Source organism: Enterobacter cloacae complex sp.6700776 (genome assembly GCF_048284255.1).
In the GTDB taxonomy this organism is placed as follows: domain Bacteria; phylum Pseudomonadota; class Gammaproteobacteria; order Enterobacterales; family Enterobacteriaceae; genus Enterobacter; species Enterobacter intestinihominis.
Window position 1 is genome coordinate 19,640 of record NZ_JBLVYK010000001.1, and the last position, 20,463, is coordinate 40,102.

20 protein-coding genes and 1 pseudogene are annotated in these 20,463 nt (G+C 54.0%); 10 read left to right on the forward strand and 11 right to left on the reverse strand.

The annotated features are described in order from the left end of the window. The first annotated feature begins 324 nt into the window (after positions 1-324). Positions 325-3,105, forward strand: coding sequence for a flavocytochrome c (locus ACNQ0T_RS00080; RefSeq protein WP_417929325.1), 2,781 nt, complete (start codon positions 325-327; stop codon positions 3,103-3,105). Positions 3,106-3,163: 58 nt separating this feature from the next. After that, complete coding sequence (locus ACNQ0T_RS00085) at positions 3,164-4,126, forward strand: FAD:protein FMN transferase (RefSeq protein ID WP_032624009.1); 963 nt, start codon at positions 3,164-3,166, stop codon at positions 4,124-4,126. On the opposite strand, the gene dcuR is transcribed toward ACNQ0T_RS00085, so the two are convergent. After that, positions 4,107-4,826 carry a two-component system response regulator DcuR gene (gene dcuR, locus ACNQ0T_RS00090; protein ID WP_023300497.1) on the reverse strand — a complete coding sequence of 240 codons (720 nt, stop codon included), beginning with the start codon at positions 4,824-4,826 and terminating at the stop codon, positions 4,107-4,109. The two genes, ACNQ0T_RS00085 and dcuR, sit on opposite strands and share 20 nt — an antisense overlap. After that, positions 4,823-6,439, reverse strand: coding sequence for a sensor histidine kinase (locus tag ACNQ0T_RS00095; protein ID WP_417929327.1), 1,617 nt, complete (start codon positions 6,437-6,439; stop codon positions 4,823-4,825). The genes dcuR and ACNQ0T_RS00095 overlap by 4 nt, the downstream gene beginning before the upstream one ends. A gap of 153 nt (positions 6,440-6,592) precedes the next feature. Here ACNQ0T_RS00095 and ACNQ0T_RS00100 point away from each other — a divergent pair, with 153 nt between their 5' ends. Further along, the gene (locus tag ACNQ0T_RS00100; protein ID WP_046619336.1) at positions 6,593-7,456 is read left to right on the forward strand and encodes an N-acetylmuramic acid 6-phosphate etherase; all 864 of its coding nucleotides are present in this window, start codon (positions 6,593-6,595) and stop codon (positions 7,454-7,456) included. A 55-nt stretch (positions 7,457-7,511) separates the two neighbouring features. On the opposite strand, the gene ompC is transcribed toward ACNQ0T_RS00100, so the two are convergent. Then, positions 7,512-8,678 carry a porin OmpC gene (gene ompC, locus ACNQ0T_RS00105; RefSeq protein WP_023300494.1) on the reverse strand — a complete coding sequence of 389 codons (1,167 nt, stop codon included), beginning with the start codon at positions 8,676-8,678 and terminating at the stop codon, positions 7,512-7,514. A 284-nt stretch (positions 8,679-8,962) separates the two neighbouring features. On the opposite strand from ompC, the gene ACNQ0T_RS00110 reads away from it, so the two are divergent. Genes ACNQ0T_RS00110 through ACNQ0T_RS00120 form a run of 3 tightly spaced genes read left to right on the forward strand, consistent with a single transcriptional unit; the run spans position 8,963 to position 11,613 of the window. Beyond that, positions 8,963-9,664 carry a phosphohydrolase gene (locus ACNQ0T_RS00110; RefSeq protein WP_069596734.1) on the forward strand — a complete coding sequence of 234 codons (702 nt, stop codon included), beginning with the start codon at positions 8,963-8,965 and terminating at the stop codon, positions 9,662-9,664. Positions 9,665-9,707: 43 nt separating this feature from the next. After that, on the forward strand, positions 9,708-11,141 hold the full coding sequence (locus tag ACNQ0T_RS00115; RefSeq protein WP_113787992.1) for a DNA cytosine methyltransferase: 1,434 nt from the start codon (positions 9,708-9,710) through the stop codon (positions 11,139-11,141). Continuing rightward, positions 11,122-11,613, forward strand: coding sequence for a very short patch repair endonuclease (locus ACNQ0T_RS00120; protein ID WP_022648562.1), 492 nt, complete (start codon positions 11,122-11,124; stop codon positions 11,611-11,613). The genes ACNQ0T_RS00115 and ACNQ0T_RS00120 overlap by 20 nt, the downstream gene beginning before the upstream one ends. Here ACNQ0T_RS00120 and yedA read toward each other — a convergent pair. Continuing rightward, positions 11,585-12,499: a drug/metabolite exporter YedA gene (yedA, locus tag ACNQ0T_RS00125; RefSeq protein ID WP_058646935.1), complete on the reverse strand. Its 915-nt coding sequence runs from the start codon at positions 12,497-12,499 to the stop codon at positions 11,585-11,587. The two genes, ACNQ0T_RS00120 and yedA, sit on opposite strands and share 29 nt — an antisense overlap. Before the next feature lie 175 nt (positions 12,500-12,674). Here yedA and ACNQ0T_RS00130 point away from each other — a divergent pair, with 175 nt between their 5' ends. From ACNQ0T_RS00130 to dgcQ, 3 genes are all read left to right on the forward strand, one after another. Beyond that, the gene (locus ACNQ0T_RS00130) at positions 12,675-13,589 is read left to right on the forward strand and encodes a DUF808 family protein (RefSeq protein ID WP_169441341.1); all 915 of its coding nucleotides are present in this window, start codon (positions 12,675-12,677) and stop codon (positions 13,587-13,589) included. A 77-nt stretch (positions 13,590-13,666) separates the two neighbouring features. Further along, on the forward strand, positions 13,667-13,849 hold the full coding sequence (locus ACNQ0T_RS00135; RefSeq protein ID WP_022648559.1) for a YodC family protein: 183 nt from the start codon (positions 13,667-13,669) through the stop codon (positions 13,847-13,849). Positions 13,850-13,933: 84 nt separating this feature from the next. After that, entirely contained in the window at positions 13,934-15,634 is a 1,701-nt protein-coding gene (dgcQ, locus tag ACNQ0T_RS00140) for a cellulose biosynthesis regulator diguanylate cyclase DgcQ (RefSeq protein ID WP_063148555.1), read from the forward strand. Here the strand turns inward: dgcQ and ACNQ0T_RS00145 are convergent. Then, the gene (locus ACNQ0T_RS00145) at positions 15,619-16,419 is read right to left on the reverse strand and encodes a mannosyl-3-phosphoglycerate phosphatase-related protein (protein WP_023300489.1); all 801 of its coding nucleotides are present in this window, start codon (positions 16,417-16,419) and stop codon (positions 15,619-15,621) included. The two genes, dgcQ and ACNQ0T_RS00145, sit on opposite strands and share 16 nt — an antisense overlap. A 296-nt stretch (positions 16,420-16,715) precedes the next feature. Further along, complete coding sequence (yodD, locus tag ACNQ0T_RS00150; RefSeq protein ID WP_017383339.1) at positions 16,716-16,943, reverse strand: YodD family peroxide/acid resistance protein; 228 nt, start codon at positions 16,941-16,943, stop codon at positions 16,716-16,718. A 128-nt stretch (positions 16,944-17,071) separates the two neighbouring features. On the opposite strand from yodD, the gene dsrB reads away from it, so the two are divergent. Next, positions 17,072-17,260, forward strand: a complete 189-nt coding sequence (dsrB, locus tag ACNQ0T_RS00155) for a protein DsrB (RefSeq protein WP_003859583.1) — start codon at positions 17,072-17,074, stop codon at positions 17,258-17,260. A 98-nt stretch (positions 17,261-17,358) separates the two neighbouring features. Here the strand turns inward: dsrB and rcsA are convergent, their stop codons facing one another. The 5 genes and pseudogenes from rcsA to fliO form a co-directional block, all read right to left on the reverse strand. Then, on the reverse strand, positions 17,359-17,982 hold the full coding sequence (gene rcsA / locus ACNQ0T_RS00160) for a transcriptional regulator RcsA (RefSeq protein ID WP_022648556.1): 624 nt from the start codon (positions 17,980-17,982) through the stop codon (positions 17,359-17,361). 290 nt (positions 17,983-18,272) lie between these two features. After that, a pseudogene (gene fliR / locus ACNQ0T_RS00165) lies at positions 18,273-19,065 on the reverse strand (flagellar biosynthetic protein FliR); the annotation flags it as partial. 6 nt (positions 19,066-19,071) lie between these two features. After that, positions 19,072-19,341 carry a flagellar biosynthesis protein FliQ gene (gene fliQ, locus ACNQ0T_RS00170; RefSeq protein ID WP_003859587.1) on the reverse strand — a complete coding sequence of 90 codons (270 nt, stop codon included), beginning with the start codon at positions 19,339-19,341 and terminating at the stop codon, positions 19,072-19,074. A 10-nt stretch (positions 19,342-19,351) separates the two neighbouring features. Further along, positions 19,352-20,089 carry a flagellar type III secretion system pore protein FliP gene (gene fliP, locus ACNQ0T_RS00175; protein WP_022648554.1) on the reverse strand — a complete coding sequence of 246 codons (738 nt, stop codon included), beginning with the start codon at positions 20,087-20,089 and terminating at the stop codon, positions 19,352-19,354. Continuing rightward, complete coding sequence (gene fliO / locus ACNQ0T_RS00180) at positions 20,089-20,463, reverse strand: flagellar biosynthetic protein FliO (RefSeq protein ID WP_023306522.1); 375 nt, start codon at positions 20,461-20,463, stop codon at positions 20,089-20,091. Before fliO ends, fliP begins: the two co-directional genes overlap by 1 nt.

Here is a 20,463-nt window from a genome sequence, read left to right on the forward strand (position 1 = left end):
GCATTTTATTTATCAATTTTATAACATTATTAATTTGGGTTGTGTTTTAAGTTTTGATTTTAAAGGGTTTTTGATGTGCTTGGTGTATTGGCTTTACCATTGTCGATTTAACTTTTTTTAAATTAATGTGAACGTATAAAACATTCACGCTAACACCAATGTGTTATTAATGTTATCGCAGGGATTAAATAGTTTATTAACTAACGTAATGACTTTAGAAACTAAAAAAAGCTTTATATTAATGTCATGACATCGGCAAAAACACGAAATAAAAAATCCATACCGATAACGAATTCTTAATTTTTAAAGTTTGGAGTTTCTATTATGAGCACTAACGAACGTATTTTAAGCCCCTTCACATTACCGAATGGTACTGAACTGAAAAACCGTTTGTTAATGGCCCCGATGACAACCTGTACGGGGTATTTCGATGGCACCGTGACCAGCGAGCTGGTGGAGTACTACCGCGCCCGCGCTGGCAGCATCGGCACCATTATCGTTGAATGCTGTTTTGTTGACGATCTCGGCCTTGCGTTCCCGGGCGCAATTGGTATTGATAACGACGAAAAAATCGCCGGACTGGCAAAAATCGCTGACGCCATTAAGTCCAAAGGTTCCAAAGCCCTTCTGCAAATTTACCACGGCGGCCGTATGGTCGACCCAAAACTGATCGGCGGCCGCACGCCGGTTGGCCCAAGCGCGGTTGCCGCGCCGCGTGACGGTGCCGCGACGCCGGTTGCTCTGACTTCAGAAGAAGTGGAAGGCATGATCGGCAAGTTCGGCGAAGCCGTACGCCGCGCAATTCAGGCCGGCTTCGATGGCGTCGAAATCCACGGGGCGAATACCTATCTGATCCAGCAGTTCTACTCCCCGAACTCTAATCAGCGCGACGACGAGTGGGGTGGCAGCCGCGATAACCGCGCGAAATTCCCGCTGGCGGTGCTGGACATTACCCACAAGATGGTGCGCCAGTATGCGGACGACGCGTTCATCGTTGGCTACCGCTTCTCACCGGAAGAGCTGGAAGTCCCCGGCATTCGCTTCGAAGACACCCTGTATCTGCTGGAAAAACTGGCCGCTCGTGGGGTGGATTATCTGCACTTCTCCCTTGGCGCCGCCCTGCGTCCTTCTATCGTCGATACTCAGGACCCGACGCCACTTATCGAAAAATACTGCGCCATGCGCTCTGACACGCTGGCGCAGGTACCGGTGATGGGCGTTGGCGGCGTGGTGAATGCCACGGATGTGAATGAAGCGCTGGATCACGGTTACGACCTGATTGCCGTTGGCCGCGCCACCATCGCCTATCCGGACTGGACCGATCGCATCGCGGCGGGCGAAAGCCTGGAGCTGTTTATGGACAGTACCCGACGCGAAGAACTGAGCATCCCGGAACCGCTGTGGCGCTTCTCGCTGGTGGAAGCGATGATCCGCGACATGAGCATGGGCGAATCTAAATTCAAACCGGGCACCTTTATTGAAAAAGTGCAGGACGATGCTAACGAACTGGTGATTAACGTCAGCCTCGAAACCGACCGCATCGCCGATATCGAACTGGCCTCCGGCCCGAGTGAAGACGTCGAGTTTGTCACCAGCTTCGAAGAGATCCGTACCCGTATTCTGGATGCCAATACCCCGCACGTGGATGCTATCACCGGCGCAACCAGCCAGAGCGAGGCGGTGAAAAAAGCGGTCTCGAAGGCGATGCTGAAATCCAGCAAAGCGCTGGCGGCAGAAGAGGGCGCTGACCCGAATGAGGCTAAAAGCGTGGACGTGGTGGTGGTCGGCAGCGGCGGTGCCGGTCTGGCGGCGGCGATTCAGGCGCACGACGAAGGCGCGAGCGTGCTGATCGTTGAGAAAATGCCGACTATTGGCGGGAACACCATTAAAGCCTCTGCCGGGATGAACGCGGCTGAGACCCGCTTCCAGCGCGTGAAGGGCATTCAGGACAGCAAAGAGCTGTTCTACCAGGAAAGCCTGAAAGGCGGTGGCAATAAGAACAACCCTGAACTGCTGCGTCGCTTTGTCGAGAACGCGCCGCAGGCCATCGAATGGCTGGCAACGCGCGGCATTATGCTGAACGACATCACCACCACCGGCGGGATGAGCATCGACCGTACGCACCGTCCGAAAGACGGTTCCGCGGTGGGCGGATATCTGATTAGCGGCCTGGTGCGCAATGTCAACAAACGCAACATCGAGGTGATGCTGGATACCTCCGTGAGCGACATCATCTTCGAAAACGGCGAAGTGACCGGCGTGCGTCTGACCACCGAAGAGAACGAAACCCTCACCGTGGCAACCAAAAGCGTAATTGTCGCGACGGGCGGCTTCAGCGCCAACAGCCAGATGGTGGTGAAATACCGTCCGGACCTGGAAGGGTTCGTGACGACTAACCACAAAGGCGCAACCGGCGGCGGTATCGCACTGCTGGAGCGTATTGGCGCAGGCACCGTCGATATGGGCGAAATCCAGATCCACCCAACCGTTGAGCAGAAAACGTCGTACCTGATTTCCGAATCCATCCGCGGCGGCGGGGCGATTCTGGTAAACCAGCAGGGCAACCGCTTCTATAACGAAATGTCGACCCGCGACAAAGTTTCGGCGCAAATCATCGCGCTGCCGGAGAAATACGCTTACATCGTCTTTGACGAGCATGTTCGCGCCAAAAACAAAGCCGCGGATGAGTACATCGCGAAAGGGTTTGTCACCAGCGCCAGCTCGCCAAAAGCCCTGGCGGAAGCGCTGGGGATGGATCACCACCAGTTCCTGGCAACGCTGGAACGCTACAACGGCTTTGTGGAAAAACAGCATGACGATGATTTTGGCCGCACCACCGCGCTGCGTGCGCCTATCAACGAAGGGCCGTTCTATGCCATTCAGATTGCGCCGGGCGTGCACCACACCATGGGCGGTGTGACCATCAATACAGAAACCTGCGTGCTGGACAGCAACCACAACGTATTACCGGGAGCGTTTGCTGCGGGTGAGGTTGTCGGGGGTATCCACGGCGGTAACCGCATCGGTGGTAATGCGGTGGCAGATATCATTATTTTTGGTACGCTTGCCGGACATCAGGCGGCTATGCGTTCGAAAACACGGTAAGGCTCCTGTTTCCCCGGCGGCGCGGTGCTTGCCGGGGCTACATCTGAGGACTTATGCAATGCCTGATAGCCATCGCGTTTACAGCTACAACGCCGTTCTGATGGGCTCGCCCATCCTCCTGAAACTCTTCTCCCATGACGAAGCCCTCGCGTCCCGCGTGTTTCGCCTGATCAAACAGTACGAAGATCTCCTCACCGTCAACCGTGCGGATTCGCAGGTGATGGATGTCAACCATGCTGCCGGTCAGCATCCGGTTGTCGTCAGTCGCCCGGTGTTTGACCTGATCCGCTGCGCGAAAGCGGCCAGCCTGCCTACAGACAGTGCGTTCAACCTGGCGATAGGTCCGCTGGTCAAACGCTGGAAAATTGGCTTTAAGGGGGACGCTGTACCGCCCGCGGACGAGATCGCCGCCTTGCTGAGTATCACGGATCCTGCGAACGTGGTACTGGATGACGCCAACAGCAGCGTGTTTCTTACACGCCAGGGAATGGAGATCGATCTGGGGGCTATCGCCAAAGGTTATATCGCCGACAGGGTGCGGGATTACTTGCATAAAGAGGGCGCCGAACTCGGGTTGATCAACCTTGGCGGCAACGTCCAGACGTTAGGCTCGCCGGAGGACGGCTGGCACGTCGGCCTGAAAAAACCGTTCGCTGGTGACGCGCTGATTGGCGCCATAACGGTAGAAAACCGGTCGGTTGTGACGTCAGGCACCTATGAGCGCTACTTCGAGCAGAACGGCAAACGTTATCATCACATACTTGACCCGCGTACCGGCTACCCGCTGGATAACGAACTGGACAGCGTGACGATTATTTCGCAAGACTCCCTCGACGGCGATATCTGGACCACGCTGATCTACGGCATGGGCGTGGAGCAGGGCTGCGCCGCGCTGCGTTCGCGCCCCGATATTGAAGCCATTTTTGTCACCAAAACAAAAGAAGTGGTGATCTCCTCGATGCACCACTTCCGTTTTACCCTTCTGGACGACAGCTACCGAATTACTGGCAGTACTGTTTGAGCAGGCCGACCTGTTCCGGCTGCAAACGGTAGCGATATACCGGTCGACCGGTGGCACCGTAGTGAATGCTGGTGAACAGGATATTGATTTGCGCCAGCCAGATCAGGTATTTGCGGCAGGAGACGCGGGAAATGTTGACCGCATTCGCCAGATCGTCGGTGGAAAATTCTATCTCCGGATGGCTGTCGATCCACTGGCAAATGGTGCGCAGCGTCTGCGGCGTTAAGCCTTTCGGTAATTTTTTGCTGTCGGCCAGCTCCGGCGCGCCGCCGTGGATCAGCCTGTCGACGTCGGCCTGTTCATAATACTGATGCGAGCCCATCAGACTGCGCTTTGCCTTCCAGCCGTTCAGCGCCTCTTCAAAACGCGGGAACTGGAACGGTTTAATCAGGTAATCCACCACGCCATAGTGCATCGACGTCTGGATCGTTGCGGCGTCGGAGGCTGACGAAATCATGATAACGTCAATCGGGCGGCCCGATGCGCGGATGATGGGCAATAGATCCAGCCCGTTATCCTGCTGCATATAGACATCCAGCAGCACCAGATCGATCGGCTGGCCTGGGTTTGCGATCAATGCTTCGGCCTGGTTGAGCGTAGAAGCGACGCCGCAGCAGTTAAAACCCTCAACGCGGTTAACATACAGACGGTTGAGGTCGGCTACCATGGCGTCATCATCGACAATTAATACATTTATCACGCGATATTCCTCTCGCTATCCCAGGGGATCTGAACAAAAAATTGGGTAAATACGCCAGGCTCCGACTCGACGGTAATATCTCCGCCCAGGTTCTGGATCTGCTGACGTGCAAGGAACAGCCCAACGCCACGGTTTTCACCTTTTGTTGAGTAGCCCTTTGTAAAAATAGCCTCCAGCCGCTCGGGATCAATGCCGGGACCGTCATCGCTGACCTCACCGCTCAGCCAGCCGTTCTGATAATGCAGCAGCAGGCCGATCTCGCCTTCCTGCTGACCTTCCATCGCATCCAGGGCATTTTCGATTAAATTGCCCAGCACGGTGATCAGAACCGCAACCTGCTCTTCATTGCTGGTGTCAGGAAGCTGACTCTCCTCGGCCAGCGTCAGGGTCACTCCCGCCTCTTTGGCGCGGTTGATTTTACCCAGCAGGAAACCCGCAATGACCGGCGATTTAACCTTGCGCTGTATCGCGCCGATATCCGTCTGATAATTCTGTGCGGTCTGGATGATGTACTCTTCCAGCTTATCGTAGCGCTTCATGTGCAGCAGGCCGAGGATCACGTGCAGCTTGTTCATAAACTCATGCGTATGTGAGCGCAGGGCATCAACATAGTTGACCATACCATCGATACGCTGCATTAACTGGCTGATTTCGGTCTTATCGCGGAAGGTGCTGATTGCCCCGATCACCTGATTCTGGCTTTTCACGGGGACCATGTTGCACAGCAGTAGCCGTCCGTTACAGCCGATCTCTTGATCCTGACGAGCAATGCCGGTTTTGGCCACTTCCCGCAGGCTGACCAGCAATGGTTCGCCGCTGCTCTCGGAGTGCTCACCCGAGCTCAGGAGCAAAATTTCTCTGGCGGTGTGGTTAATCATCGTCACGCGCCCGTGCATATCAACAGCCATCACGCCTTCGCGCAGGGACTGCAACATGGCCTGGCGCTGCTCAAAGAGGGCAGAGATCTCGTAAGGCTCCAGCCCGAAGAGAATACGTTTCAGAACCCGGACCAGACCCCATATCGCCACTGAGCTCATCAGAACGCTGAATAAGATGGTCCACACGGCATTGAGCCGACCGCGGGCAATCTGATCTTCAACTTTATTCAGCGAAATACCCACCACGACCACGCCGATCTGGTCGTGCCGATCGTCATAAACGGGCGTAAAGACGCGCAGTGCTTCCGCGAGTGCGCCGCGGTTCACGGAGACATTCTCTTTCCCTTCGAGGGCGGGCGTCAGATCGTCGCCAATAAAATGCAAGCCTAACAGCGCTTCGTTTGGATGAGAATAGCGGATCCCACGCAGGTCGGTAACCACGGTAAACAGCAGGTCGTTGCGCTTCGTCACCGCCTGGGCAATCGGCTGGATGATGCCGGCCTGCGGCGATTCCATCAGGCCACGCTTGATCTCCGGGCTGTCGGCCAGCGTTCGGGCGATACCCAGCGCAGTATCTTTCACGTCATCGCGCGTGGCACGGGTGATCTGCACAGAGTACAGCGCGAAGACCACCAGCAGCACAGAACCGATAATGGCGCACACCATCAGCGTAACCAGCGTATTCAGCTTCATAGGGCGCTTGCGCGTCGGGGGGAAGGGCTGCAAATCGCTCATTAACACTCCGCGATGAAAAAGAAAGGGCTAATTATCGCTGATGACGGGCATTTCATAAAGCCATGTAAAGAGAGGCGTTTCGTGAGCCTTCTCTCATGTGACCTGTATAAAACACTTTATAGTGTGGGGGTACTCATAATAAGGAGGCAGTTTATGAGCATTATGCTTACCGGTACGGCCAGGGAAAGACGGCACGCCAGCACGATGAACATCGACAGATTATCTACGCTGGATATGCTTAATGTCATACACCAGGATGACGCACAAATCTCTTCTGCACTTACCCCTCACTTAAGTATGCTGGCTCGCGTGGTGGATAACGCGGCGGCGACGCTTAGTCACGGCGGACGTCTGGTGCTGATCGGCGCAGGCGCGTCCGGAGGTGTGGCGAAGCAGGCGGCAGAAGCGTTCGCGCCGGGAAAACATCCGGTCATTGCGATGACAGCAGGCGATAACGCCGGAAGCTACGCGCGCGGCGTTGCAGACCTTCAGACGATAAAATTCGGCGAGCACGACATGATGCTGGCGCTGTCCGTCAGCGGCAAAACGCCATGGGTTTGGGGCGCGATGCGTCATGCGTGGTCTCTGGGCTCAACGGTCGCGCTCATTACGGAGGATGCGCAAAGTGAAGCGGCGCAGCTGGCGAGCATGGTTATTGCCCCCGATCTGGGCGCGGATGTGGTTGCCGGGTATACCAACGCCAAAGTGGGCATTGCGCAAAGCATGATAATGCATATGGTCACCACCGGTCTGGCGATACGGACAGGACGGGTGTACAGCAACCTGCGTGTTGATCTGGAGGCAAGCAATACCAGATGGGCCGAGCGACAAATTGCCATTGTAATGGAAGCGGGGGGATGCTCCCGGGCGCAGGCGAAGGCGGCGCTGGAAAGCTGTAACCATCAGTGTAAAACGGCGGTGCTTATGGTGCTGACGGGTATGGATGCCTGGAAAGCGCATGAATTACTGGCACAGAATAACGGGTTTGTTCGCCTGGCCTTGCAGGAAGCGCCGTAATATTTCAGCGTCAAATAAAAAAAGCCCGCGTTGCGGGCTTTGCTATTTATGGGGATCAGAACTGGTAGATCATACCGATGCCAACGATGTCATCGGTTGCAATACCGTTGTCACTGTAGAAGGCATCATCTTCGTCCAGCAGGTTGATTTTATAATCAACGTAGGTGGAGAAGTTCTTGTTGAAGCTGTAGGTCATGCCCACGTCGATGTAGTTAACCAGATCCTGGTCTACATAGTCATAACCATTGCCTGGATGATAATCGTTACCACCCAAATCGATGCCTTTTGAATAGACCCACGCCAGGGATGGACGCAGACCGAAGTCAAACTGGTACTGCGCTACGGCTTCAAAGTTCTGAGTTTTGTTGGCGATGCCATCGTTGCCGTACGGAGTCATGTTGCGGGTTTCCGCATACATCATTGCCAGGTAGACATCATTCGCATCGTATTTTGCACCGATTGTCCACGCTTCCGCACGTTCACCGCCGGCATATTTGCTGAAGCGATTATAGGTACCTGCGCCGTAAGCAACCTGGTCGTTGGTACGGTCAGACGATGAATAAGCGGCACCCAGCGACAGACCGAAATCGAAGTCATAGGTAGTTGACATACCGAAGCCGTCGCCGTTCTGGAAACGAACATCATCATGGCCGTTTTTGGTGCCTTCCTGATTTTCGTTTGCGTTAGCACCTTCATTAGCACCCTGATATTGCAGTGCAAAGTTCAGGCCGTTAACCAGACCGAAGAAGTCATTATTACGATAGGTCGCCACACCGTTAGTACGGCCAACCATATAGTTGTCGGTCCAGGTATAGGAGTCGCCACCAAATACTGGCAGCATATCGGTCCAGGCTTCAACGTCATACACGACGCCGTAATTACGGCCATAATCGAATGAGCCATATTCGCCGTATTTCAGGCCAGCAAAGGCCAGACGGTTAAAAGAGGTGTCGCCTGCGCCTTCGGTATCGTTAGCGTAGGTTTTATATTCCCACTGGCCGTAACCAATAAGATCGTTATTAATTTGTGTTTCGCCTTTGAAACCAATCTGGACATAGGTTTCATCGCCGTCGTCGCCTGGGTTGTCGGAGAAGGTATGACGTGCATCAACTTTACCGTACAGGTCAACTTTGTTGCCGTCTTTGTTATACATTTCCGCCGCATTTGCTGCGCCAGCCATTAATAACGCGGGTACGAGAATTGCCAGAACTTTTCTTTTCATTATATATTCCCTTTAAATATAAATTGTCTGAATATATGTAATTACCCTCCGTAACTACATGGCTGATACTATTCTATGGATTATTATTTAGGTTCAAAAATAAATGTAATTAAACTGGTAAAAATATTACAAAATATTTCTTTTTATCTCTTTATTATTCGCGTGAATTAATTCATTGAAAATATAGCGGGTAATTATTATTAAGTATTTCGAAATTCTATTTATTAAGGATTTTGATTCGGGTGTATTATAATTCACTCTCTTTTGAGCAACAGGATGGAATGATGGAACTTGCGCAGTGGCAGCACCGTTTTGAGCGCTGGCTCGACGAAAATCATTTTACTGATGATGCGGCGCACGATATCGCCCATTTTCGCCGCGTCTGGATGACGGCGCAGGCCATTATGGCTGACGGGGATTGTGATCCGCTGGTTGTGCTGACCGCATGCTACTTCCATGACATTGTCAGCCTGCCGAAAAATCACCCGCAGCGTAGTCACTCCTCGCGGCTGGCAGCGCGAGAAACGCGCCAGATCCTGAGCCGCGATTTTCCTGATTTTCCGCCCGATCGGTATGCGGCCGTTGAGCATGCCATTGAAGCACACAGCTTCAGTGCCGGTATCGCGCCGCAAAGCCCGGAGGCCAAAACGGTCCAGGATGCCGACCGGCTGGAGGCGTTAGGCGCCATCGGCCTTGCGCGCGTCTTTGCCGTGTCCGGTGCGCTGGGCACCGCGTTGTTTAATGCCGACGACCCGTTTGCCGGGGCGCGTGCGCTGGATGATAAAGCTTTCGCGCTCGATCACTTTCAGACCAAACTCCTGCGCCTGCCGGACACCATGCAAACCGCACGGGGACGCGAACTTGCGCGTCACAATGCCGATTTCCTGATCCAGTTTATGGCGAAGCTGAGTGCCGAATTACAGGGCGATTATCTCGGAACCGACAGCCAGATATTGACCCATTTCCGTCGCAGTGTGCGATCCTGAACTGTGGTACTCTGTTTTCTGTCTTTATTGTCCGGTTAAGAGAATGCAGGAAAATCGATCAGTGACTGTGCCCGCGCCTGAGCGGGTTGAGAAATCAACGGCAGCCGTGCAGGCACTCCTGCGTCAGCTGCTGGAAATGTATGATGCTAAAACGCTGGCAAACCAGCTGGTGGCACATGGCGAGAGCCACTGGAGCCCGGCAATACTCAAGCGGCTGCTGATAAGCGACAGGGCAGGGCACCGCCTGAGCGACGGCGAGTTCCGTTATCTGCGCAACCTGCTGCCGCGCCCGCCTGCTGCGCATCCGAATTATGCCTTTCGCTTTATCGATCTCTTTGCCGGTATTGGCGGCATTCGCCATGGCTTTGAAGCTATTGGCGGGCAGTGCGTGTTCACCAGTGAATGGAACAAACATGCCGTCCGCACCTATAAGGCGAACTGGTACTGCGACCCCGACGAGCACCAGTTTAATGCCGACATCCGCGACGTCACCCTGAGCCACAAAACCGGCGTCAGCGACGAAGAAGCCGCTGAGCACATTCGCAACACCATTCCGGCGCACGATGTGCTGCTGGCAGGCTTCCCGTGTCAGCCGTTCTCACTGGCTGGCGTGTCGAAAAAGAACGCGCTGGGACGCGCACACGGCTTTGCCTGTGATACGCAGGGCACACTGTTCTTTGATGTTGCCCGGATTATTGATGCCCGCCGCCCGGCAATTTTTGTGCTGGAGAACGTCAAGAATTTAAAGAGCCATGACGGCGGCAAAACCTTCCGCATTATCATGCAAACGCTGGATGAACTGGGTTACGACGTGGCGGATGCAGAGGACATGGGGCCTGACGATCCGAAAATTATCGACGGCAAACACTTCCTGCCACAGCACCGCGAACGCATCGTGCTGGTGGGATTCCGCCGCGATCTCAATCTGAAAGGCGATTTTACGCTGCGCGATTTGCCCTCGCTGTATCCGGCGCGCCGTCCGACAGTGGCCGATCTGCTGGAGCCCGCCGTCGATGCGAAATTCATTCTGACGCCAGTGCTGTGGAAATACCTCTATCGCTATGCCAAAAAGCATCAGGCCAAAGGCAATGGCTTTGGGTTTGGCATGGTCAATCCGCTTAATCCTGACAGCGTGACGCGTACGCTGTCGGCGCGCTATTACAAAGATGGCGCGGAAATTCTTATCGATCGGGGCTGGGATAAGGCGCTGGGCGAAAAAGATTTCGACGACCCTCAGAATCAACAGCACCGACCGCGGCGCTTAACGCCGCGCGAGTGCGCCCGCTTAATGGGCTTTGAGGCGCCGCAGGGCTACAGTTTTCGCATTCCGGTGTCGGATACACAAGCCTATCGTCAGTTTGGCAACTCGGTGGTGGTGCCAGCCTTTGCCGCCGTCGCAAAACTGCTGGCCTCACGCATCAGCAAGGCCGTTCAGCTGCGTCAGAGTGAGGCCGTCAATGGCGGACGTTCACAATAAGGCCACGCGGAGTAAAAACATGCGTGCCATCGGCACGCGTGATACCGCGATCGAAAAACGGATCGCTGGCCTCCTGACCTCCATCGGGTTTGAATTCAGGGTTCAGGATGCCACGCTTGCCGGGCGTCCTGATTTCGTGATCGATGCGTACCAGTGCATCATCTTTACCCACGGCTGTTTCTGGCATCATCACGACTGCTATCTGTTTAAAGTCCCGGCGACACGCACCGACTTCTGGCTGGAGAAGATTGGCAGGAACGTCGAGCGTGATAAACGCGATGTTTCGCAGCTTTACGCCCAGGGCTGGCGGGTGCTGATTGTCTGGGAGTGCGCACTGCGCGGAAGAATGAAGCTGAATGACGTGGAACTGACGGAGCGGCTGGAAGAGTGGATCTGCGGCGGCGGTCAGGCCGCGCAGATCGATACCCAGGGCATTCACCCGATCACGGTTTCTCCACCTCACACGCCGTGACAATCGGTTTCGCGGGCAGTAAATATTTACCCAGCGTGACCAGCACCACGGCAAAGACAATCACGCCCAGCGCCAGCCATTCAATCGTCGACAGCACTTCGCCCGCAAAACCGGTACCCAGAAGCACGGCAACCACCGGGTTAACGTAGGCGTAGCTGGTGGCAACCGCCGGTGAGACGTTGCGGATCAGGTACATATAGGCGTTGATGGCAATAATCGAGCCAAACAGGGCCAGATACCCGACGGCCAGGAAACCTGAGAGATCTGGCATTGCCGTCAGTTTTTCACCCGTCAACGCCGAGGCAATCAGCAGCACGATGCCTGCCGCGAGCATTTCAATGGCACCCGCCATCATCCCGGAGGGCAGCTCAATGCGGGAGCCGTAGACCGAGCCGAAGGCCCAGCTCATCGAGCCGATCATGATCATAACGGCAGCCCAGGGGTTTCCGCTCAGGTTACCGCCGCTGTTCAGCATGATAATACCCACAAGCCCAATCGCGATGCCCAGCCATTCGAGCTTACGGGTGCGGATCCCGAACAGACGACTAAAGCAGAGCGTAAACAGCGGCACGGTCGCGACGACCACGGCGGCGATGCCCGACGGCACGTTCTGGTGTTCGGCGACGGTTACTGCGCCATTGCCCACCGCCAGCAGCAGCAGGCCAATCAGGGCGGCGTTAAGCAAGGGACGCAGCGGCGGTAGCCTGTGACCGCGCAGCAATAAAAACGCCATCAGCAGCACGCCAGCCATAAGGAAACGAATACCGGCCATCATCAGCGGGGGCCAGCTTTCCACGCCAATACGAATGACAAAGTAGGTGGATCCCCAGATGATATACAGGGAAAAAAGTGCTCCAATGAGCGGTAATAAATGCCGAAAACGCATAGTCCCTCACGACGAAATAAAAAGTTCGCTCATAGTTAACGCCAAAACTATCGGGCTGGCGAGTGCTTTAATTGTGTTGTTAATGTGAAATTTTTGTTGACGTGAGGTGCCTGTTTCCGGGCGGTGAGTTTTGTTCCATACTATTCACTTAATTAGCAAAAAAAGAAGGATAGAGATTTTGGCAGGAAGTAGCTTATTAACATTACTGGACGATATCGCCACCTTGCTGGATGACATTTCAGTCATGGGGAAACTGGCAGCGAAAAAAACCGCCGGGGTACTGGGGGATGACTTGTCACTTAACGCGCAGCAGGTCAGCGGCGTGCGGGCGAACCGTGAGCTGCCGGTGGTGTGGGGCGTAGCGAAAGGGTCCTTTATTAACAAGGTGATCCTTGTTCCGCTGGCGCTTCTCATTAGCGCCTTTATACCCTGGGCCATTACGCCATTGCTGATGATTGGCGGGGCGTTCCTGTGCTTCGAGGGTGCCGAAAAAGTGTTGCATATGTTTGCCGCACGCAAAGAGAAAGACACCCCGGAAATGCGCCAGCAGCGTCTGGAAGCGCTGGCCGCGCAGGATCCAAAAACGTTCGAGCGCGATAAGGTCAAAGGTGCGATCCGTACTGACTTCATCCTTTCGGCCGAGATTGTGGCGATTACGCTTGGGATCGTATCCGAAGCACCGCTGATGAATCAGGTCATGGTGCTTTCGTTGATTGCCATTCTTGTAACGGTTGGGGTGTATGGGCTGGTCGGTCTGATCGTCAAGCTGGATGATATCGGCTTCTGGCTGGAAAAAAAATCCAGCGCCATTGCCCGCGTTATCGGCAAAAGCCTGCTGGTGCTGGCGCCGTGGCTGATGAAAAGTTTGTCGATAGTGGGAACTCTGGCGATGTTCCTGGTCGGCGGCGGTATTATCGTGCACGGCGTTGCTTCGCTGCATCATGCAATTGAACATCTGGCGTCGGGACATGGTTCGGTGATCGCCGCCATTCTGCCGACGCTGCTTAACCTTGTGTTGGGCTTTATCGTAGGTGTCATTGTGGTGGCAGTGGTCAAGCTGGTAGAAAAAGTACGCGGAAAATCGCATTAATTTTTGCTGACCCCGGATGCAAAAAGACCATTCCTCGTCTAAATTGAAAACGTTTCACCCTGATACAGGAGGCAGGTATGGTCTTTTTGGTCAGTGATGAAGTTAAGCCAAAGAATGGTGGTCCATGCATGATTGTCACCGGTTATTCCAGTGGAATGGTGGAGTGTCGGTGGCATGACGGATACGGCATTAAGCGGGAGGCTTTTCGTGAAGATGAGCTTCAGCCTGGTGATAAAAGGCAAAAACGCGATAAGGCTTAATCACACAACGCCCGGCCCTGCCGGGCGTTTTTACTGGCAGAAGACTTATCATATCGGATGGTGAGCGACACTCAGGGAGTGCGTGTGCAGCACAATACCTTTGTTGTAAAACAATCTTTTTTGCAGTGGCTGCATAAGCGTAGCAATCCCCGTTTGGTTGTTAACCTCTGTTTTATCGTTGTCCTGATCTTTTCCACCCTCCTGACCTGGCGCGAAGTTGTGGTACTGGAAGATGCCTATATCTCCAGTCAGCGTAACCATCTGGAAACGGTTGCCAGTGCGCTGGACAGACAACTCCAGTTCAGCGTCGATAAAATGCTGTTTTTTCGCCACAGCATGCGTGATGCGCTGGAAACGCCGCTGGCGTTTGGCGTGCTACATGATGCGGTAAAGCGTTTTGCCCGTTTGCGCACATCCCCCACCTGGCAAATTGAGGTTGATAAACAGCGCACATTGCCGATCAACGGTGTGTCGGATGCCTTCGTTGAAAAGACCACCCTTCTGAATCGCGATGATGAGTTTCTTGATAATGAACTGTCCGCCGCGCTTGAAGTGGGGTATTTATTGCGTCTGGCATCCAGTTCTTCCGGCAACGAAGAGCGCGTGATTTATGTCTCTCGCGCCGGATTCTTTCTGGAAACGGATACGCCGGAAAATGCCAGCGATATCGTGCAGCGTTACTACTATCTGGTCACTCAGCCCTGGTTTACCCAACAGTCCGAGCGTGAGAACCGTGCGCGTGCCGTGCGCTGGTTTATCTCGCCTCCTTCCTCCTTTGTGGGCAAAAAGCCGCTGATCACCGCCAGTGTGCCTGTTTATTACAATCACGTCTGGTATGGCGTGGTGGCGATGGATTTCACCTTTGCCACCCTGCGTCGTCTGCTGGTGGAGGCCGTAGGCGATAACCCGGAAGGGGAATACCAGCTGTATGACAGTCGTCTCACCCTGCTCGCGACGTCTGGATCATCTGCTGCGGACGTTAATCATTTTGACGCGCCCGAACTAGCGCAGATAGCGCACGCAATAGAATCGGATTCCGAAGGCGGCATTCGCCTGGGGAGTCGTTTTGTCAGCTGGGAGCGTCTCGACCACTTTGATGGCATCGTCCTGCGCGTGCACACCCTGGAAGAAGGGGTGCGCGGCGATTTCGGCAGCATCAGTATTGTGCTGGCATTGCTTTGGGCGCTGTTCACCGCGATGCTGCTCATCTCATGGCTGGTGATCCGGCGCATGGTCAGTAATATGTATTCGTTGCAGAATTCGCTGCAATGGCAGGCCTGGCACGACCCTCTGACCCGGTTGAATAATCGTGGGTCGCTGTTTGAGCGGGCGAAAATACTGGCGAAGCAGTGTGAACAGCAGGCGCTGCCTTTCTCTGTCATCCAGATCGATCTTGACTGCTTTAAGAGCATTAATGACCGGTTCGGGCACCAGGCGGGTGATAAGGTGTTGTCCCATGCTGCGGGGCTGATTGCCAGTACCCTGCGCACTAAAGATATTGCCGGGCGCGTCGGCGGCGAAGAGTTCTGTGTGGTACTGCCCGGCATGACGCTTGAAGAGGCGGCGGAAGTTGCAGAGCAGATCCGTGAGCGTATCGACAGCAAAGAGATCCTGATTAAGAAAAGTACTACCCTGCGCGTGAGCGCGTCGTTTGGCGTCTCTGGCGCGCAGGAGAAGGGCAATTATCACTTCGAAAATCTGCAATCCACCGCCGATGCGCGTCTGTATGAGGCGAAACAGCGCGGGCGTAACCGGGTCATCTGGCAGGATCACGTTAAAAAGTAATCAAGCCCCTCGCGCCAGCCGGCCGGTCCGGTGTGCTGAGTGCGATAAACCCGTGTGGGATCGTTGTTCTTAAGGCTGACCCCCTCCCGGTTGAAGCCTTTCACCACCACGGCGAAGGCTACGCTGTCCAGCAGAGGGGCATCATTGGGGCCGTCGCCCAGGCCCAGCGTTGTCGGGTCAAATCCGTCGTGCAGGCGATACTGTTCCACAAGCCAGTGCACCGCCACGTCTTTGCCACAGCTGGTGTCCAGAATATGCCAGAAGCGAGCACCCGGGACGATCTTCAGTCCCTGCCGGGCCAGTTCGGCTGCGAAGCGTTTCATTTGTTCATCACTGTCACGCCAGATCAGCGTCACGGAAGCCTCGTGTTTACGTGCAAGCGCCGCTCGGGGACGGCTTAGCCCGGTCCATTCGGCGACCACGCGCTCATCCACATCGTCGAAGGTGGTGAATTTCAGATGCATCTCCTGGCGTACCCGGGCAATAAACTGCCGGATATCGTCATGCTTCTTTTCTGAGATGAACCGTGCGGCGTTTTCCCACCGTACGTCAGGCTGGATCACCGCGCCGTTTTCCGCAATGTAGGGCAGCCCGCCAAGGCCAAGTTCCTGCTGGATGTCACGCATTTCGGACGCGGTTTTGCTGCTGCACAGAATGACTGGTACCTGTTCATCCTGTAATCTCTTCAGCCACGAAGCGGCAGGCTGCCAGTCGAGAGTGTGAAAATCCAGCAGCGTACCGTCGAGATCGGTAAAGACGAGCAGAGTCTCCTTTAGCGAAGGCATAACGTCTCCTGAATAATGATGTTCATCTAAGAAAAGTCTTAAAAAAACTCAGCATTGATGTCCCGTTGAAGTGGAAACGATCCCGATAAACCCACACGCAGCGCATGTTTATACTCATAACCAAAATTCACATGTATAAAATATAATATTCGCTAAGAGAATATATGCTTGTAAGACAAATCTGTTGGGGATAATGTCTTACCTGCATCAGATTTCCTGGTGTAACGAATTTACAAGTGCTTCTTGCATAAGCAAGTTTGATCCCGGTCATCCCCATGACCGGGATTTTTTTCGCCTTAGCGGTTCGTTTCCGAGACACTAAAGTCATGGATATCCAGCTCGAATGCTTCAGCCAGTTCACGGTAGGTATGGTAATCACGACCATTGACCACGACACGGTCTGAATTATCCTCCGCGCGATGAACTTCGGACTCACTGATTTCATTAATGGCGGCAAGCAGGGCATCGACATCCACTTCCACCTCACGCTTAATGGTGTCGCTGTACTCTTTGTCAGTCTTCATGGCGGGCTCCTCATTTAACCGTCTCAACAGCTAAGTATAGACCGCACACAAAAACGCCATTCGCGTCAGGCGGCGATGCCAGCCAGGGTAATTTGTTCTACACTGGCTCAAAACCACAGGAGGAATGTATGAAGGTCAACGATCGGGTAACCGTCAAAACGGACGGTGGGCCGCGCCGCCCGGGCGTGGTGCTGGCAATAGAAGAGTTTAATGAAGGCACAATGTATCTGGTGTCGCTGGAAGATTACCCGCTCGGCATCTGGTTCTTCAACGAACTGGGGCACCCGGATGGGATCTTTGTGGAAACGGCGGAATAGGGCGGCGTCGGGGGCGTCTTCTCCCCGGCCCGGCTGCTGAAAAGCAAAATCTCTGGCCAGGCCAGAGATCAAGGTAGGGTACAACATGGCCGTGCAAATTAGCGCATATTAACGAAAATCCCATTCGTCACATTATCTGTCAGGCGTACGACATGGTATATCACTTGCTTATTATGCGTTTTAATTTTCCTTTTAATATTTCCTTTGTGTGACGATACTGTTTTAGCCTTGATATTCATCTGGTCTGAGATCTGAATTGTCCCTTGTCCAGCCATCCACATTCTTAGCATACTTGATTCAGTTCTGCTTAATGATAGGGTGGGTAAGTTAACCGCCCCTACATTCTTAACTTCTTTATTCAAATAATCGCCCAGAATGTCATCAAGCGACTCTGGTTTAATCGATTTCGAACTGATTAATAAGTTTTTACGCACCAACAAATACTCATCGAAATGAATATTGGCGATCGCCATAAAAACAATAAACAGGGTTCTGGGATGCTGATTAATGATCTGCTTAATGTGCTGACTGTTAGCGGGGTCGTGAATGAAACAGTCCTCATTAATAAACACCACGCCGGGCTTGTGAGTCTCACAAGCGGCTGCGAGTTCTTCAACGGTGTGTGCATCGTTGATGTCTCTCTTTCTTACCCCTCTGCTTGCTAAGTACCCGGTTAACCCTAGCCGGGTGTAGCTGCATAAATCCATAATGATCGTTGACATGGCATACCCTCACTCAATGCGTAACGATAATTCACCACCTGCCTGAGAGCTCATAAACAGCCATACGGGATGGAAAAAATCTAATAAAACCTGTGAGCATGACAAAGACTTTCAGGCGAACTCACTATCCCGTAAAGTTACGTATAATTTGCCAGGAATCATCTTAAAGTAAAGTAAATATTAAGTATTGTGAGGTGGTTAGAAACATTTAAACCGCGTCAGATATATCCTGGTAGATGTTTTTCAAGATTATTTTTAGGAATATCCTCAGAAAGACATTGCAAACACTGCGGGTTATTATTTGCGTGGAAGTTCGCTGACAATATCCGCTAAGAGATTGAATATCTCGCTGAATAAATGCTCGCAGAAGGGGGCGATAAGTGGCATCAATAATGACATTAATAAAAGGCCAACCGTCAACGTCACCGGAAAGCCGATGACGAATACCGACAGCTGCGGGGCCATTCGGTTGAGTAAACCCAATGCGAGGTTAACGGTGAGCAACAGGGTTATGACAGGCAGCGCCAGCATCAGCCCGTTGAGGAAGATCAGCCCGGCAGCCCGCACCAGCGCCAGAAAAGCGTTACTGTTCACCGGGTTGTCGCCAATCGGCAGCGTGTGGAAGGTGTCCACCAGCATAGAGATGAGCCACAGGTGGCCGTTGAACGAGAGAAACAACAGCATCGCCAGCAGGTCGATAATACGCGCCAGCACGGGCATATTCAGATGGCTGCCCGGGTCAACGAACGTCGCGAAAGACAGACCCATCTGCAAACCGATCAGTTCGCCCGCCGTTCGTACCGCGGCGAAGGCGAGCTGCATCGTAAACCCGACCGCCACGCCAATCATCACCTGTTGCAGGGCAATCCAGATCGCATTCGGGGAAAAAATCGGAATATCCACCGCCGGCAGGGAAGGGGCAACGATAATGGTGATAACCATGCCCAACCCAATTTTGATGCGTTTAGGCACCGACTTTTCACTGAGTATGGGGGCGGTGGAGATCAGCGCCATGATGCGCAGCATCGGCCAGAAATAGATCCCGAGCCACTGAACAAACTGATCGCTGGTGAATTGCAGCATCGTCCGTCAGCCGATGATGTAAGGCAGATTGGTGAACAGGTTGCGCATGTAGTCCAGCAGCAAATTGAGCATCCAGGGCCCGGCAACGATAATCGCCACGAAGACGGCGATGATCTTCGGGATGAACGACAGGGTCATTTCGTTAATCTGCGTGGCGGCCTGAAGAATACTGATAATCAGACCGGTTACCAGCGCAACCAGAAGCAGGGGCGCGGCGACGGCAATCGCGACTTTCATCGCTTCCGTGCCCATCATCATGACCGACTCAGGCGTCATTGCGCGCTCCTCAACTGTAGAAACTCTGCGCCAGCGAGCTGACCAGCAGCTGCCAGCCGTCGACCAGTACGAACAGCATGATCTTAAAGGGCAGGGCAATGGTTGCGGGCGGGACCATCATCATCCCGAGCGCCATCAGGACGCTGGCGATCACCAGGTCAATAATCAGGAACGGAATGAAAATGGTGAAGCCAATCTGGAACGCCGTTTTCAGCTCACTGGTCACATACGCTGGCAGCAGAATGCGCATCGGCACCGCTTCCGGTCCCTGTAACTCGCCCGTGTTAGCGAGACGGGCAAACAGGGCCAAATCCGCTTCGCGCGTCTGGCGAAGCATAAATTCACGTAATGGCTGAGCCCCCTTTTCCAGGGCAACCTGCATGGAAATTTTATCTTCGCTGAACGGCTGGTACGCCTCGGTGTAAATCTTGTCGATCACCGGCGACATAATGAAAAAGGTCAGGAACAGGGCTAAACCCAGCAGCACCTGATTGGGCGGCGCGGACGGCGTGCCGAGCGCATTTCGCAGCAGACCAAACACAATGATGATGCGGGTGAAACTGGTCATCATCAGCAGGATCGCCGGGATAAAGGTCAGTGAGGTGATGAACACCAGCGTCTGCACGGAGAGGGACCAGCTTTGTCCCCCGTTCGCCAGCGGCGTGGAAACCAGCCCCGGCAGCTGCGCATACACAGAAGGCGCGAACAGGCCCAGACCTGCCAGCGTAAGCAATAACAAACGGCGCATCAGGATCTCCCGGAACGCTTGAGCAAACTCTTCATAACGGACTGAAAATCCGCAGGGGCCTGGGCGTTAGCCTCCACCGTGACAGGCGAAGGGGGCAGCGTGTGAAGAACGTTAATGCTGGAGGCAGTCACGCCCAGCACCAGTCGCGCATCTTCCACTTCCACAATGACCACGCGCTCGCGTGGCCCGAGTGTGGTGCTGGCGCTGACCTTCAATCCGCGCGTGCCAGCCGTTTTCCCCGCCAGCCCGAAACGCTTTGCCAGCCAGGCGGCGATAAGGATAAAGGCAATAATACCGAACAGCGCGCCGCTCACCTGAAGCAGCGGGGAGCCGGGTACGGCGGAGGGCGCGGACAGTGTTGCCTGGGTTTTCAT